The following is a 16,756-nucleotide window of genomic DNA, read 5'->3' as shown; positions in this document are numbered from 1 at the left end:
TAAAATACATATCCAATGGAAGCAATATCAAACGATATAGAATTAATAAAGAATCAGGTTGTCAGCAACTATCAGGTGATTTCTTTAAATATTGACGGCATTACCCATGAAGAGTCTATGATTTTTCCTAATGGTGAAGCCAACTGTATGAATTGGATTCTTGGACACTTAATCCATATCAGAAATCCTTTTCTGAATATTTTAGGTGAAGAATCTGTGTGGGACAGTGAAAAGTTTTCCTGCTACAACAGAGGTGAAATTCCTTTGGACCGGAAAGATGAATTAGTCAACTTTGAAGATTTAAAATCCTATTTGAAACAATCTCAGGATGGGCTGGAAGCGAAACTCAATACCCTGAACAGTTTTAAACCTGAAATGGTTAAAGATATATCAACCCTAAGTCTTCATGAAATTTACCACAGCGGACAGCTGGGCTATCTCCGCAGAATTTTAGGAAAACCGGGCGCCATAAAATAATGACGGTTTTTAACACAATTTTGCAGATCATATAACATAATCAGGCGCAAAATCTAAGAGAATTATCTCTAATATAAAAGTTTAGATTCCGTGCTTTGCTCGGAATGACAAACTAGCTGTTGAAATCTTCCATATTATTTTTAAAAGAGTACAATTTTATCGAAGATAAAATCCTCGCGTCTTAAAAACGTATAGCTTGTAAAATACTTAGCGACTTTGCGTTTTTTCCAATATTCTAACTTCTAATCTCTAATTAAAAATGGACACACCAAAATCAAAAAAAATGGAACTCGTTATTCCGGCTTACAGAATGCATTCCCAAAGCTTTATGAATGTTTTGGAAGGCATTTCGGAAGAAGATGCATTGAAAAGAATTGAAAATAAAACCAATCATATTGTATGGATGGCAGGAAACTTTGTCAATATGCGCTATGGCTTGGGCTGGGTGCTTGGGGTACAGGAAGAAGACCCTTACAGTGACTTGTTTTTCCAGGGAAAAGCATTGGATGAAAGCTTTAAATATCCAACTTTAGCTGAATTAAAGGGAAACTTTCATAAAATTTCCGCTAAAGTATTCCAAAGACTTCATGAAGTAACTGATGAAGAACTGGATGAGATATTTGAAATAGGAATGAATATTCCTTTTATTAAAGAAACAAAACTCAATTTTGTGGGAATGTGTATCGGCCGTGAAGACTATCTCTGCGGGCAGATAGGCTTGATGCGCAGAATTCTGGATTATCCCGGAATGAAGTATGATGTAGACGAAAATCTTAAATACTAATCATGAGTCCGGTAGAAAAAGGCTATAAGAAAGTCAATGGAATCCAATTATATTATGAGATCTATGGATCCGGAAAACCGTTGGTTCTGATTCATGGCGGAGGTTCTTCCATTCTGTACGATTTTAAAGAAGTCATAGCCAGGCTGGAAGACAAGTTCCAGCTCATAGGAATCGATCTGCAAAACCACGGACGCAGTGAACACCGTGATATTCCTGAAACATTTGAGCAGGATGCTGATGATGTTGCCGGACTTTTAGCCGAATTAAACATTGGAAAAGCTTCCTTCTGGGGATTCAGCAATGGTGGAAGTACGGTAATGCAAATTGGCCATCGTCATCCAGGAATCGTAGAAAAATTGGTCGTTGCCTCAGCATTTTATAAAAGAAGCGGAATGATAGACGGCTTTTTTGAAGGAATGCAGGAAGCCACTTTTGAATCGATGCCGGAACCTTTTAAAATTAATTTTTTAAATCTCAATCCTGATTTTTCAAAACTGGAAAATCTTTTTGAGAAAGACTGCAAAAGGATGCAGACGTTTGAAGACTGGGATGATGAGGTGCTGGCTTCCATACAATCACCTACATTATTCATCAGTGGTGATCAGGATGTGATGAAACCGGAGCACGCTGCAGCAATGTGGCGCCTGGTGAAAGATTCCCGGTTAATGATACTTCCCGCAACTCACGGTGTTTATATGATGCCTGACTTTGACGGAAGTATTGATGTAAACTTAATAGACTTTACGGTCAGAGAAGTAGAAAAATTTATAAACCATTAAGAACTTTGAAAAATAGTGAGTGAAACTAAATGAATTGTAATGATTCAAAACAGAGCTGTATTTACTATTCATACTAAATTAATCATTCCTTAATGGATCAACAACAGAACCTTATAACTTATAATAATAACTTTAAAATTTAAAATCATGGCTAAATTAAATCCATACCTCAATTTCGATGGAACAGCTGAAGAAGCGTTCAATTTTTACAAAACTGTTTTTGGTGGTGAATTCGTTGGTGGAATTCATAAGATGGGAAATGCTCCCGGTACTGAAAACCTTTCAGAGGAAGAAAAAAACAGGGTAATGCACATTGCTTTGCCTATTGGAGGAGATCTTTTAATGGCATCAGATATCGTACCTGGTTTTGGGCAGACTCTTACCGTAGGAAATAATAATTATGTATCTATTTTCCCTGATTCCAGAAGCGAAGCCGACAGAATCTTTAAAGAGCTTTCTGACGGCGGAAACGTGGAAATGCCGATTGAAGATCAGTTTTGGGGAGACTATTTCGGATGCTTTCAGGATAAATATGGTGTTCATTGGATGGTGAACTATAATGATGAATACGCAAAATAATCCTATATTTAACTAATCATAAAAAGAGAGGTAGCTGTCTCGTAAGTGTCATTCTGAATGAAATGAAATGTAATAAAGAATCTCAAGTGTTTGTTTATCAATAAGATTCTTTCTTTATCAGAATGACAAAAAACAAATTATTTGACTTTTAAGACAGCTATAACTCTTTACTTAAACTATAAAAAAATTAGAACTATGGATCCAATTAAAATAGACATTACAATTTTAGCACCCGTTGAGAAAGTCTGGAATTATTTCAATGAGCCAAAGCACATCACAAAATGGAATTTTGCCCACGAAAGCTGGCAGTGTCCTAGTTCTGAAAATGACCTGAAGGTAGGAGGAAGATTCAAAAACAGAATGGAAGCTAAAGACAAAAGTTTCGGATTTGATTTTGAAGGAGTTTATGACGAAATTATTCCCCATGAGGTGATCAAATATCATATGGAAGACGGACGGAAAGTAGAAGTTGTTTTCGATAAAATAGATGAAAACACAACGAAAGTGATTGAAATTTTCGATCCGGAAAAACAAAATTCAGTGGAAATGCAGCGAGATGGCTGGTATGCTATTCTTAATAATTTCCACAAGTACGTTGAGAATCATTAACAATATTTTTTGTAGCCATGATCAATTTAGTTATCATGTCCAAGAGTTTAAATTCCATTTATGCTTTTAATTATGACTCTAAAGAAGAATTCCTTCATGGAGTTATTGCAATACCTGCAAGAAAAGCCTTAGAAAAAGAAAAAATAAATTCTTTGGAAAAACTTTCAGATTATTCCGAGAAAGAAATTATGCAGCTTCATGGTTTCGGAAAAAATACGATGGTAAAACTGAAGAATTATATGAAAGAAAATCAGGTATGCTTTAAAGAAGTATAGAAAGTATAACTAGACATTTCTCAGTGTCATTGCAGATAAAGTAACCTGCTTTAAATGCGAAGACATAAGGTTTTCTTTTGCTGTAAAATTATCAGCAGATGAATACTATCTCTAAGAAAAAAGTAAAACAAGATAAATCAATCCATTTAAATATAAAAATTATGAATAACGATATTTTCCCATGTCTCTGGTATGACGGAGATGCCAAACAGTCTGCAGAATTTTATTGTAAAGTTTTTGGAGGCGAGATCACGGCAGATACACCTGTGGTGATGAATATTGATTTGTTTGGACAAAGACTGATGCTTCTGAATGGCGGTCCGCAATTCAAAAAAAATGCTTCCGTCTCCTTCATGGTGATTTGTGAAACAGAAGATGAGGTTCAAAAATACTGGGATCAGTTATTGGATGGCGGTATAGCGCTAATGGAGCTGGGATCTTACTCATGGAGCCCAAAATACGGATGGGTTCAGGATAAATATGGAGTAACATGGCAGTTGTTTTTGGGTGAAAAAGCAAGTGAGCAGAAAATAATTCCAACTTTGATGTTTATCCATGGAAATAATGGAAAAGCAAAAGAAGCAATGGAACTTTACACCAAAACATTCCCTAACTCAAGCATAGGAAACATATTGACCTATGGAGCAGGAAGTGAAGGGCACGATATCCCGGAACCGGCAGAAAATGTTCAGCATGCTCATTTTGTGATAGACAATTACAGTATATTCTGTATGGATAATTCCTATGATCACCAGTTTGATTTCAATGAAGGAATATCATTGGTGATCATGACGGACGACCAGCAGCAGACTGATAAATACTGGAATACGCTGACAGCAGACGGTGGCAGAGAAAGCATGTGCGGCTGGCTGAAAGATAAATATGGACTGAGCTGGCAGATTGTGCCTAAAAGACTTATTCAGTTAATGAACGATTCTGATCAGGAAAAAGCCTATAAAGTAGTTCAGGCTATGATGAAAATGCAGAAAATTATCATCCAGGATTTGGAGGATGCTTATAATTCTTAATCTATTTCGGCGTATTGTTTGATGTGATTTAGAGAAAAGATTTGCATATGAAGACGCAGAACAAATCAGACTCTAAGTCGAAAGTCCCTAAAGAAGGGCTGTTCCCGGAAATTATCCGGAACGATTATCAGGGAAGCCGGAAGCTGAAAGGTAAAAAAGCAGTTATCTCCGGAGGAGACAGCGGCATAGGACAGGCTGTAGCCGTTCATTTTGCCAGGGAAGGAGCAGATGTTGCTATCATCTACAAAGACAGTGACGATGATGCCAGGGAAACCCAAAAACTGGTTGAAAAAGAAGGACAGAAATGCCTTCTCATCAAAGGCGATCTTACCCGGAAAACATTCAGGACCAAGTGTGCAGACAAGATTAAAAAAGAGTGGAAGAAACTTGATATTCTTGTGAATAATGCAGGAATTCATACTTCCAAAAGCAGCCTGGAAAAAATCTCTGATGAACAGATTCAGGAAACATTTGATACCAATATCATGTCTATGATTTCTTTCACCAGAAATTTTCTTCCGCTGATTGGAAAAGGAGGAAGAATCATCTGCACAACTTCTGTCACAGCATATCGTGGAAGCGATCATTTACTTGATTATGCCGCCACAAAAGGCGCCGTACTGTCTTTTATTCGCTCATTGGCAGATAATCTTGCCGAAAAAGGAATTCTGGTAAATGGAATTGCCCCCGGACCTATCTGGACTCCGCTGGTGAAAGAAGCTTTTGATGATCTTTCCAAATTTGGAAAAGATACCCCGCTGAAGCGTGCGGGGCAACCGTCAGAAGTAGCGCCGGCTTATGTATTTCTTGCTTCTAAAGATGCAAGTTATATCACAGGAGAAATCATTCATATCAATGGAGGTGACTTTGTAGGAGGATAGAATGAAATGCTGGAAGCCGGAAGCCAGAATTTAGAAGTTAGAAAATCACAGATCAATACACTCTTACTCTAAAACTCTCGAACCCTCAGATACAATCACCTGCAACCTATTATCTACAACCTAATACCTAAAATAAAATGGAACGATTATCATATGAAATAGAAATCAATGCCGAACCTGAAAAAGTGTGGAGCGTCCTGTGGTCAGACATTACATACAGGCAGTGGACAACGGCATTTACGGAAGGTTCTTTCTATGAAGGAACACTCGAAGAAAACAATATTGTTAAATTTCTTGATCCTAAAAACAACGGAATGTACAGCAGGGTGGAAAAAGTGATTCCCAACGAAGAAATAAGATTTCTGCATCTGGGAGAAATTTATGAAGGTATTGAAGTTCCTCAGGACTGGGGAGAAGCAACAGAAGCCTATTTCCTTGAAGAAAATGAAGAAGGAACACTGCTGAAAACAGAAATACAGACTCCTGCGGAATTTAAAGAATTTTTTGAAGAGAAATTTCCAAAAGCGATGAACATCATTAAGCATCTTTCAGAGAATCAGTTGTAAATATCTCAGGTTAAAATACACTTGAGATTGAAAGTAATTCAATAGCCAAATCACTGTAAAAAATATAAAAATGGAAACCTTATCATACGAAACAGTAATTGATGCCCCTTTACAGAAAGTATGGGACATTCTCTGGAACCCCGAAACATATAGTGAATGGACCCGGTTTTTCGGTGCAGGATCTGTCATGAAATCCGATTGGAAGGTAGGTGGAAAGACCTATTTTCTTAATGCTGAGGGAGAAGGAATGGTTTCAACCATAGACAGTATGGAAGAACCCCATCAGATTGTTTTTAAACATCTGGGAATGGTAGACAAAAATGGAGTAGAAGACACCCAAAGTAAAGAAGTAATGGAATGGAACGGAAGCTTTGAAAAATATTTCCTGATCGACTTTGGAGGGAAAACAAAACTTCATGCCGAAGTTCAGGTTGAAAAACAATGGGAAGATCACATGAACACAGGCTTTACAAAAGGTCTGATGGTTGTGAAGAGCCTTGCAGAAGGTGTAAGCCTTGATTCTGTGTAAAGCAGTTCAAAGTTTAAAATTTCAACTTCGCTAATCCCTGCCACCTGCCGCCTATCATCTGCTACCTGTTACCTGTTACCTGTTACCTATTACTACCATCTAAAATATGAAACTACTTGTAATACTTTTCGCAACATTTATTCTGGCTTTGCTGGGAACTTTTTTAGTTCAGGGAAAGCCGGATTTTATATTTTCAGGAAACCTGGGAATGGCTGTATTTATCATATTTACAGGTTTTTCCCACTTTAAATTCCAGAAAGGAATGGCCATGATGATTCCGGAATTTATTCCCGCCAGAATGTTTTGGGTGTATTTTACAGGAGTTTTAGAAATTGCTGCAGGAATCGGGCTTATGATTCCTGGCATTCGTGAAACGACAGCTCTTTTACTGATCATTTTTTATGTATTGGTTTTTATTGCCAATATCAATTCTTCCAGGAAAAGGATTAATATTTTTAAAGCAGATTACACCGGTCCGGGAATGAAATACCTTTACACGCAAAGGATTCCCATGCAGGTTATTTTAATAGTCTGGACCTGGTATTTCGGAATATACTTACACTAAATAAAAAGACAGTCATTGAGGCTGTCTTTTTCATATAATTGATGTTTTTTTTAATTAATTGATATTGTAGTGTAACGTTTCATAGCGATAGTGTGTCTTATTGTATAAATGCATTTGTTTTTATTGTTTTGAAAATAAGCGCGTTCTATAACTTTAACCCTAAAAACAGAAGTTATGAATCTAAATCACAAAATTTTCGGTACAGCCATTATTGTACTATCCACTATGATGATCAACGCACAAAGCTCTACTGCCAAACTGCCGGGAGATCCTACTTTGCCATCTTCCAAGGCTAATCTTGAGAAACTTATTTCTTATGATAAAGGAAATTTCAAATACAAAGTTGAGGATTACTTTGCAAGACCAAAAGCTTCCGTATTTAAAATCTCTCCTGACGGAAAATATCTTTCTTACAAAGAAAAAGATCAGGATAAAAAAAATCATGTATATGTTAAAGACCTGAGTACAGGAAAGATCACTAAAGCCATTGTTGAAAAAGATGACCTGATCAAAGCTTACGGCTGGCTGAACAAAAAACGTCTTTTCTATACGCAGGATAGAGGAGGAAATGAAAATATTCACCTTTATGCAACCGATACAGACGGAAGCAATCAAAAGGATCTAACACCATTTGACGGTGTAAAAGTACAGGCTATTATTCCTATAAAAGATACTGATTTCGTTGTGGTTACTATGAATAAAAACAACAAACAGATCTTTGAACCTTTTAAAATCAATTTCGTTACAGGGGAAATGACCCAGCTGTATGAAAATAAAGATGTCAACAGCCCTATTGACGACTATCTTTTTGATAAAGATGGGAATCTGAGAGGCTATAGCGTTCTTGAAAACGGATTAACAACAAAGACCTATTATAAAGATCTGCAGACAGGAAAATTCAACCTGATCAAATCCGCAGACTGGTCTGATACCTTCAGTATTATAGAATTTAATGAAAATTCTAAAAATAAAGATGAAGCATATATAGTAACGAATCTTGATAGTGATAAAGCGAGAATTGTACTCTATGATCTGAAAAAAAATACTGTGATTAAAGAAATTTATTCCAATCCTGTATATGATGTAAGCTCAATAAGCACAGCGGGTAAAAACAGAAATTATGAACTTGATTTTATTAGCTATGAAGGGACAAAAGGAGAAACAGTTCCGGTAAGTAAATTTTATAAAGAAATACATGATAAATTAAAATCTCAGTTTGGAGACAAGGAATTTGGAATTGCGTCTTCTGATGATAATAATGATAAACTTCTGGTGGTTGTAGGAAGTGATAAGCTCTACGGAACTTACTATGAATACGATACCAAAACCAAGCAGACCAAACTTCTGTATAACCTGATGCCTCAGCTGAAGGAAGAAGATATGGCTGAAATGAGACCTATCGAATTTAAAAGCAGGGATGGAATGACCATTCATGGATATATCACATTGCCTAAAGCCGCGCTGGAAGGTAAAAAAGTTCCAATGATAGTGAATCCTCACGGTGGTCCGCAGGGAATCAGAGACAGCTGGGGATTCAATCCGGAAGCACAGCTGTTTGCCAGCAGGGGATATGCTACCCTTCAGGTCAACTTCAGAATTTCCGGAGGCTATGGAAAATCATTCCAGAAAGCAGGCTACAAACAGATCGGAAGAAAAGCGATGGATGATGTGGAAGACGGGGTAAAATATGCGATCAGTCAGGGATGGATAGATCAGGATAAAGTAGCCATTTACGGAGGAAGCCATGGTGGATATGCTACGTTAATGGGGTTGATTAAAACTCCTGATCTGTATACTTGCGGGGTAGATTATGTAGGAGTATCCAATATCTTTACCTTTTTTGATTCATTCCCGGAATACTGGAAGCCTTATAAAGAAATGGTAAAACAAATCTGGTATGATCTGGATAATCCTGAAGAAGCAAAGATTGCCAAGGAAGTTTCACCGGTGTATCAGATTGATAAGATTAAAAAGCCTTTATTTGTAGTTCAGGGAGCCAATGACCCAAGGGTAAACATCAATGAATCTGATCAGATTGTAAAAGCAATGCGTGCCAAAGGTTTCGAAGTTCCTTATCTGGTAAAATATGATGAAGGACATGGATTTGGAAAAGAACCAAACAGAATTGAGCTTTACAAATCAATGTTAGGATTCTTTGCAGAAAATTTTAATAAATAAATTATTAATTAAATAATATTTGAACGGAGGACTTAGGTCTTCCGTTTTTTTTTGACAAAGTCATTGCGAGCAAAGCGAAGCAATCTCATGATAAGTTTAATAAATGGATTTGGAAAAGCGCAAAGCCGCCAAAGTTTTACAAGCGGTATGCTTTAAGGTGCAAAGATTAATTGTACAGTTCTAAAGATTTACGGGTATTTTAACGGCTCATTTGTCATTGCGAGCAAAGCGAAGCAATCTCCATATAATGTATAAGTTTAATAAATGGAGTTGGCAAAGCGCAAAGTTGTTAAGGTTTTACAAGCGGTATGCTTTAAGGCGCAAAGATTTTATCTCCGATAAAATTGTACAGTTCTAAAGGTTTACGGGTATTTTAACGGCGCATTTGTCATTCCGGGCGAAGCGAGGAATCCCGACTCCGTTTTGGCAATAGTCCCTCTTAGTAATTATGCAAATACTGATAATAATTATTTAATAGAAAATAGAAAAATCTCACTTGCTGAAAATCTTTGATTTTCTTGCGCTGAAAAATTATACATAAAGATTAGAAAAACTTTGCGCCCTTGCGACTCTCCAACAAAAAATATAGATGAGTTGGAAATACAAAGATTATATCATTCATTACTTATCATCTATCATTGATTACTTTAGCCCCGATAGCAGTGGTTACCCCGGAACATGAGTGAGAGCGTTGGAGGGTAAGGTTGGGGGATAGTTTGGCGTGAGGAGTATGAGCGGATAGCGGGAATAAGCTCCTGAAAAATAAATAATGAGTAATAAGCAATGGGTAATCTGATAAAAATAAAAAGATAAAAATGTTGATGAATAAAAGAAAAATTGAATTGTAAGAAAAATATTTTAAATTTATTAAAGTAAAACCAAAAGGCTGGCCGTCATAGCAATATGGAGGTTGTCGAAAAAATAACAATGCCACAGAAGGAGAAAGAAAGCATCATCTCACAGACCGTTTCCAACTACGGAGGGAAGCTGATGTCCTATATTCGTCCGAAAGTGAAAAACACGGAGGATGCGGAAGATATTCTGCAGGAGGTGTGGTATCAGTTCAGTAGCCTTACGAATATTTCGGAGATCGTAAATGTTGGTGGGTGGCTGTATAGGGTAACGGCAAATAAAATTACAGACCGTTACCGTAAAAAGAAAACAGAAAATCTTGAAGATTTCGTATATGAGGATGAAGATGGTACTTTTTCTATCAAGGATATCTTATTGATGGATGACAGTGCCGGTCCTGAGGTGAAGATGTTTCAGGATGAGATCTGGAAAAAACTGTTTGAAGCATTGGACGAACTTCCCGAAAAACAAAGACTGGTCTACGTAGAAAATGAACTGAACGACAAAACCCTCCAGGAGATTGCCGATGAACAGGGAGAAAACATCAAAACCATCATCAGTAGAAAAAACTATGCTGTGAAACATTTGAGAAACAGATTGAGAAAACTGTACGAAGATTTAAAAAGTTAGAAAAAGAAATTATGAATTATAAACACAAAAAGGGTTGGATTTTTTTATTGTTATGTCCGCCATTAATTTTAGCCGCTGTTACATGGATTGTAATGCTGCTTTGGAATTGCCTTCTCCCGGAGATTTTAGGAGTAAAAGCCATTACATTCTGGCAGGCAATGGGAATACTGATCCTAAGTAAAATTCTTTTCGGAGGTTTCCATTTCGGTAAAGGAATGAAAGACTTTAAGGAAAGAAAAATGAGAGAAAAAATGGAAGGCTGGTCCCCTGAAGAAAGAGAAAAATTCAAAGAAGTCTGGAGAAATAAATGTTCAGGTGGATTCTTCAACAGAAACAACGAATAATTTGAAAATTTTAAGAAGTAGTAAAGTAAAATTAAAATTCATTCGTCTCTATAAAAAACAAGAAGTAGTAAAATTTAAAATTTTGAAAAAATGAAAAATTCAGCATTAAAAGGAGCTCTGGGAGCATTAGCCGTTGTAGGTGTCGCCTTAATCGCTAAAAAAGCAATACAAAGAAAAAGATTTATCAAAGGTATTTTTGATGAGTACGGAATCAAAGAAAAATCACCTTTCGGACTGGCAGATAAGATCAGAGAAATGAATGATGAAGACTATCAGGAACTGAAAGGGAAATTCAAAAAAGAATTCCATTCAAGATGCTGCAAAAAGGATAATACCTTCGAAGCATAATACGCAAAGACTAAATTGAAATTGTTTAATTCCGGCGCGGGAAGCTCTGCTTCCCGCGCCGGAATTTTTATTTAAAATACTTCCTGTAAAGGCTTTTAATACTATATTTGCTATTACTAAATATTATTTCCGGCTATGATGAAGTGTAAGAATATTTTCTTTGTGGTATTTTCGTTTTTCTCAATCATTATGTTGGGTCAAAAGTCCCAACAAAAACAGTATATTTTCTTCTTACATAATAAATTTTTAGAAGGGCATTCTTTGGAGGAGAAACATCCAAAATATGGGGTTGCAGCATATGACGAAATACTTAATAAACTAAAGGATCAAAATACGGTTGTTATTTCTGAGAAAAGAAAAGCAGATACCGATCCAATAGCTTATGCAGGAAAGGTGAGAAAGCAGATTGACAGTCTCATGAAAAAAGGAATTCCGGCTGGAAGGATAACTGTGATAGGAACTTCTCAGGGAGGTTATATTGCACAATATGTGTCTTATTATGAAAAGAATCCGCAATTGAAATTTGTCATTATTGGAGCGAGTTTCAAAGATGATTCTTTGGAAAAAGATAAGAACTTTAAGCTTTATGGAAGGATTCTTTCCATTACGGAGAAATCAGATGATGGACACGTACTGTTATCGAAGGAACAAAGATTGATAAGATCCGGTATTAAGGATTTTAAAGAAATAGAGCTTAATACAGGACTTAATCATGGTTTCCTTTTTAAAGCCCTGAATGACTGGATTGTTCCGGCTAAGGATTGGGTGTTCCGCAAATAAATAATGGCTTCTTTTGGAGATCATTTAAATATCAGCATCTTTGAAATCTGTATGAACTACCAGCTAATTTGAGATTCCTTGCTATGCTCGGAATGACAAGCATGTCGTTGAAATTTTATCGGAGATAAAATCTTTGCGTCTTAAAAATATGCAGGTAGCTAAAAAAAACTTGGCGCCCTTGCGCTTTCCAACCAATAGATTATGAGCTGTATTGAGATTGCTTCACCTTCGGTTCGCAATGACTTTCACATCTATTTCTCAGCTAAATTTTTGTAATAAATATCAGACACAAAGAAAAATAAATCCTTATTTTTGTATTTCTCAATGAAAGATTACTACTATTTTCTCGGTATATCGCAGGATGCTTCAGAAGAAGACGTCAAAAAAGCCTATCGGAAATTGTCTTTAAAATATCACCCCGATAAAAATGACAATGACGACTTTTTTGCTGACCGTTTCCGCGAAATTCAGGAAGCTTATGAGACATTGAGTGATTCTGTCAGAAGACGTGCTTATGATCAGAATTTAGAAAACCATCAGCGAAGTTTCAGGTATAATATTCCACCTGCTATCAAGACGTTTACAGCGAATAAAATTCATGCAAAAAAAGGGGAGGAGATTATCATCAACTGGCAGACGAGTAATGCCGATGTGGTGAAAGTATTGCCTTTCGGATTAGAAAAGCCGTATGGAGAGAGGATCTTTAAGATCACAGAATTTAAAGATGGAAAATTCCAGCTTCTGCTTCATGCAACGAATTCTCTTTTGCACAAAACCGCAGTTCAGGGAATCACCATCACAGAAGTTTTTGAAAATGATACTGAAAAATTCAAAAATTCAGTAGAAGAAATGTTTAAGCCACAACCCAGGACGGTAATGAACAGGTATGGACAGCCTAAAATTATCATGCTGTTTTGGGGAATTATCGTACTGGCAATTGCCTTATACTTTTTGATAAAAACGCTGGCCTAGCCTAAGCCATTTTCTTTCTTCCCGGGCATTTTTTACATCTTTTTCCTTTCTTGAACTTTTTACAACACGATTTCTTTTCACAGAACATCTCTTCGTTATTGAATGAGTAAGGTGCCAAAGGCGGAACTTTAAAAGGGACAATCATATTCATGCTGCAAATATATTAATTTAGAATAAATATAATTAATAAAATTTCATAAAATTCTTTAAACCTGATGTATAGCAGTTGGAGTTTACTTTTCTTCCGCATAATGGGGTTAAATTTTATGCAGTATAATTTCTTACATTCACTATAGACTAGGCTAAAGTTTATACTTTGAAAAAAATAAGTTTTACCGACTCTTTTTTAATATAAGTTTAATTAATAGGTTAAAATCCATTGATTAAATACATTATTTTAGTAATACATAACGTACTTAATTATATGTTAATTGATGTTTTTCCTTGTGTATTATGTATAGAATAGTGGTTATTTTTGATGAAATTAACACAAACCTTATCATAAATTACGAAATGCGAATTATAGGAAAAAGTCACAAATGGAGGTGTGAATTATCACCTCGGTAGTACCCTTGTGAAATCGTCCAAAAAATTGTAATTTTACCCATCTTTTTACAAACAAAATCTAATAAATAAAAATGAATACAGAACAGTTTGTGAGCCGTCACATTTCCCTTAATGAAGCCGATAAACAGGCGATGTTGGAGAAACTTGGCGTTTCTAGTATTGAAGAGTTAATTTCTCAGACCATTCCATCTTCTATCCGTTTAGAGAAAGATCTTGAGATCTCGGAACCGCTTTCTGAATACGAAATGTTGAACCACTCAAAAGAATTGGCATCTAAAAATACAGATTATACGAGTTATATCGGATTTGGATACCACAATACACTTTTGCCTTCAGCAATCCAGAGAAATATTTTTGAAAACCCTAGCTGGTATACGGCCTATACTCCATATCAGGCAGAAATTGCACAGGGAAGACTTGAAGCTCTTCTTAATTTCCAGACTGTAGTATGTGATCTTACAGGTTTTGCATTAGCCAATGCATCTTTGCTGGATGAATCTACTGCTGCAGCTGAAGCAATGCATATGTTCTTCAACAACAGAACAAAAGACCAGAAAAAGGCAGGAGCTAATAAGTTCTTCATTTCTGAACTTGTTCTTCCTCAAACAGTTTCTGTATTAAAAACAAAAGCTGAGGGATTAGAAATAGAAATCGTAGTAGGAGATCATAAAACACACCAGTTTGATGGTTCTTATTATGGAGTTTTATTACAATATCCTGGTAAAAACGGAATCGTTTTAGATTATACAGAAGATATCGTAGAATACAAAAAACTTGACCTTCAGGTAGCTGTTGCTTGTGATCCTATGGCTTTGGTAAAACTAAAGTCTCCGGCAGAAATGGGAGCTGACTGTGCGGTAGGAACTACACAGAGATTTGGTATTCCATTAGGGTACGGAGGTCCTCACGCAGCTTTCTTTGCTTGTAGAGAAGATTATAAAAGAGATATCCCTGGAAGAATCATCGGAGTTTCTCAGGATATGTACGGAAGACGTGCATTAAGAATGGCATTACAGACAAGAGAGCAGCACATCAAAAGAGAGAAAGCTACTTCAAACATCTGTACAGCTCAGGTTCTTTTGGCAGTAATGGCAGGGATGTATGCTGTTTATCACGGTCCGAAAGGATTAAATTATATCGCTGATCAGATCCACTTTAAAGCAAATGCTTTGAAAAATGGTCTTAAAGCATTAGGATATCAGGTAGTAGAAGAGCCGATCTTCGATACTGTGAAAATCACAATGGCTGAAGATGAGAAAGCAAGATTAGTAAGACTGATGCTTGATCACAAACTTAACCTTAACTATTTCACAGAAGGCGTGGTAAGTATTGCGATCAACGAAAGTACAACGTTAGAGAAATTAAATGTTCTGATGGCTTCTTTTGCTCAGTTTAAAGACAAGCAGACTTTCAAATTAGAAATCAAAGAAGGATACAGCATTCCGGAAGAAAACTTAAGAAAAGACGAAATTCTTACAGAATCAGTATTCAACAAATACCACACGGAAACAGAATTGATGCGTTACATCAAGCGTCTTGAGAGAAAAGACTTATCATTGACACATTCAATGATTTCTTTAGGATCTTGTACGATGAAACTGAACGCAGCAACTCAGATGTTACCGCTTTCATGGGAAAACTGGGGTGCAGTTCACCCATTTGTACCTGTAAATCAGGCGGAAGGTTACCAGGAAATGATCCGTGAACTGGAGAAAGACTTAGCAGAAATTACAGGTTTTGCAGGAACTTCTCTTCAGCCAAATTCCGGAGCTCAGGGGGAATATGCAGGATTAATGGTAATCAGAGAGTACCATATCTCAAGAGGAGACCACCACAGAAATGTAGTATTGATCCCTCAGTCTGCACACGGAACCAACCCGGCTTCTGCTGCAATGGCAGGAATGAAAATCGTAGTTGTGAAAAACCTTGAAAACGGTGAAATCGACTTCGAAGATCTTAAAGCTAAAACAGAACTTCATTCAGCAAACTTATCTGCTGTAATGATCACTTATCCTTCAACTTACGGATTCTTTGATGCTAACATTAAAGAAATTACCAACCTTATCCACGAGCACGGAGGACAGGTATATATGGATGGTGCGAACATGAACGCTCAGGTAGGATTTACAAGTCCTGGAAACATCGGAGCTGACGTTTGCCACCTTAACCTTCATAAAACTTTTGCTATTCCTCACGGAGGTGGAGGTCCTGGGGTAGGTCCAATCTGTGTTGCTAAACACTTAGTACCTTTCCTTCCTTCTAATGCGAATATCAGAATCGGGTCTAAAGAAGCTATCGAAGGTATTTCTGCTGCACCTTACGGTTCAGGATTGATCCTTAATATTTCTTATTCTTACATCAAAATGTTAGGAACTGAAGGTCTTAAAAAGGCTACAGGTCACGCTATCATGAATGCTAACTACCTGAAAGAAATTTTAGCAGAGCATTTCCCAATTTTATATTCTAACGAAAACGGAAGAGTTGCTCACGAATGTATCGTAGATTTCCGTCAGTTCAAATCTTTAGGAATTGAAGTGGCTGATGTGGCGAAGAGATTGATGGATTATGGTTTCCATGCTCCTACCGTTTCTTTCCCGGTTGCAGGAACATTGATGATTGAGCCTACAGAATCTGAAAGCAAGTCTGAAATTGACCGTTTTGCAGAAGCATTGATCTCTATCAAAAAAGAAATCGATGAAATTGCTAATGGTGAAGCAGATGCAACAAACAACGTATTGAAAAACGCTCCTCACACAGAACAATTGGTAATCTCTGATTCCTGGGATAAACCATACAGCAGAGAAAAGGCAGCTTATCCGTTAGAGTGGGTAAGAGACCATAAATTCTTCGCTTCTGTATCAAGAGTAGATGAAGCTTACGGAGACAGAAACTTGGTATGTACTTGTGAGCCGATTGAAGCTTATATGTAATCTCAGTTTTTTAACTATAAAAAATCCCTTTCAGTAATGAGAGGGATTTTTGTTTTTATTGAGTATTTTATGCAGCAATTGTC

The 16,756-nt window shown here is 36.6% G+C and carries 18 protein-coding genes; all 18 read left to right on the top strand.

Features of this window, described 5'->3' with window-relative positions; all coding sequences use genetic code 11:
• The first annotated feature begins 15 nt into the window (after nt 1-15).
• The 18 genes from FN817_RS12485 to gcvP all read left to right on the top strand — a co-directional run bounded on the left by FN817_RS12485 (nt 16) and on the right by gcvP (nt 16,673).
• Nucleotides 16-477 (top strand): hypothetical protein, encoded by a 462-nt coding sequence (locus FN817_RS12485; protein ID WP_047421869.1) that lies wholly within the window; start codon nt 16-18, stop codon nt 475-477.
• Between the two features lie 259 nt (nt 478-736).
• Nucleotides 737-1,261 (top strand): DinB family protein, encoded by a 525-nt coding sequence (locus FN817_RS12480; RefSeq protein WP_142718207.1) that lies wholly within the window; start codon nt 737-739, stop codon nt 1,259-1,261.
• A gap of 2 nt (nt 1,262-1,263) precedes the next feature.
• On the top strand, nt 1,264-2,040 hold the full coding sequence (locus tag FN817_RS12475; protein ID WP_142718206.1) for an alpha/beta fold hydrolase: 777 nt from the start codon (nt 1,264-1,266) through the stop codon (nt 2,038-2,040).
• 147 nt (nt 2,041-2,187) lie between these two features.
• Nucleotides 2,188-2,619 (top strand): VOC family protein, encoded by a 432-nt coding sequence (locus tag FN817_RS12470; protein ID WP_142718205.1) that lies wholly within the window; start codon nt 2,188-2,190, stop codon nt 2,617-2,619.
• A gap of 195 nt (nt 2,620-2,814) precedes the next feature.
• On the top strand, nt 2,815-3,228 hold the full coding sequence (locus tag FN817_RS12465) for an SRPBCC family protein (RefSeq protein WP_047421660.1): 414 nt from the start codon (nt 2,815-2,817) through the stop codon (nt 3,226-3,228).
• A 35-nt stretch (nt 3,229-3,263) separates the two neighbouring features.
• Nucleotides 3,264-3,503, top strand: coding sequence for a helix-hairpin-helix domain-containing protein (locus FN817_RS12460; RefSeq protein WP_228451547.1), 240 nt, complete (start codon nt 3,264-3,266; stop codon nt 3,501-3,503).
• 161 nt (nt 3,504-3,664) lie between these two features.
• Nucleotides 3,665-4,531: a VOC family protein gene (locus tag FN817_RS12455; protein WP_142718204.1), complete on the top strand. Its 867-nt coding sequence runs from the start codon at nt 3,665-3,667 to the stop codon at nt 4,529-4,531.
• Nucleotides 4,532-4,578: 47 nt separating this feature from the next.
• Entirely contained in the window at nt 4,579-5,412 is an 834-nt protein-coding gene (locus tag FN817_RS12450; protein WP_142718203.1) for an SDR family oxidoreductase, read from the top strand.
• Between the two features lie 137 nt (nt 5,413-5,549).
• Nucleotides 5,550-5,978, top strand: coding sequence for an SRPBCC family protein (locus FN817_RS12445; protein ID WP_142718202.1), 429 nt, complete (start codon nt 5,550-5,552; stop codon nt 5,976-5,978).
• A 70-nt stretch (nt 5,979-6,048) separates the two neighbouring features.
• Nucleotides 6,049-6,507 carry an SRPBCC family protein gene (locus FN817_RS12440; protein ID WP_142718201.1) on the top strand — a complete coding sequence of 153 codons (459 nt, stop codon included), beginning with the start codon at nt 6,049-6,051 and terminating at the stop codon, nt 6,505-6,507.
• 106 nt (nt 6,508-6,613) lie between these two features.
• The gene (locus FN817_RS12435; protein WP_142718200.1) at nt 6,614-7,072 is read left to right on the top strand and encodes a DoxX family protein; all 459 of its coding nucleotides are present in this window, start codon (nt 6,614-6,616) and stop codon (nt 7,070-7,072) included.
• Nucleotides 7,073-7,246: 174 nt separating this feature from the next.
• Complete coding sequence (locus FN817_RS12430) at nt 7,247-9,250, top strand: S9 family peptidase (RefSeq protein WP_142718199.1); 2,004 nt, start codon at nt 7,247-7,249, stop codon at nt 9,248-9,250.
• 927 nt (nt 9,251-10,177) lie between these two features.
• Entirely contained in the window at nt 10,178-10,732 is a 555-nt protein-coding gene (locus FN817_RS12425) for an RNA polymerase sigma factor (RefSeq protein ID WP_228451546.1), read from the top strand.
• Nucleotides 10,733-10,743: 11 nt separating this feature from the next.
• Nucleotides 10,744-11,076, top strand: coding sequence for a hypothetical protein (locus FN817_RS12420; protein ID WP_142718198.1), 333 nt, complete (start codon nt 10,744-10,746; stop codon nt 11,074-11,076).
• Nucleotides 11,077-11,166: 90 nt separating this feature from the next.
• Nucleotides 11,167-11,424 (top strand): hypothetical protein, encoded by a 258-nt coding sequence (locus FN817_RS12415; protein WP_142718197.1) that lies wholly within the window; start codon nt 11,167-11,169, stop codon nt 11,422-11,424.
• A 135-nt stretch (nt 11,425-11,559) separates the two neighbouring features.
• Nucleotides 11,560-12,204, top strand: a complete 645-nt coding sequence (locus FN817_RS12410; protein WP_142718196.1) for an alpha/beta hydrolase family protein — start codon at nt 11,560-11,562, stop codon at nt 12,202-12,204.
• Nucleotides 12,205-12,528: 324 nt separating this feature from the next.
• Entirely contained in the window at nt 12,529-13,176 is a 648-nt protein-coding gene (locus tag FN817_RS12405; RefSeq protein WP_142718195.1) for a J domain-containing protein, read from the top strand.
• A gap of 638 nt (nt 13,177-13,814) precedes the next feature.
• Nucleotides 13,815-16,673, top strand: a complete 2,859-nt coding sequence (gene gcvP, locus FN817_RS12400; protein ID WP_142718194.1) for an aminomethyl-transferring glycine dehydrogenase — start codon at nt 13,815-13,817, stop codon at nt 16,671-16,673.
• Nucleotides 16,674-16,756: the final 83 nt, after the last annotated feature.

The sequence above is a fragment of the Chryseobacterium rhizoplanae genome, assembly GCF_900182655.1.
In the GTDB taxonomy this organism is placed as follows: Bacteria; Bacteroidota; Bacteroidia; order Flavobacteriales; family Weeksellaceae; genus Chryseobacterium; species Chryseobacterium rhizoplanae.
Note: the sequence above shows the minus strand (reverse complement) of the source record. Positions and strands in the feature narration are given on the sequence as shown.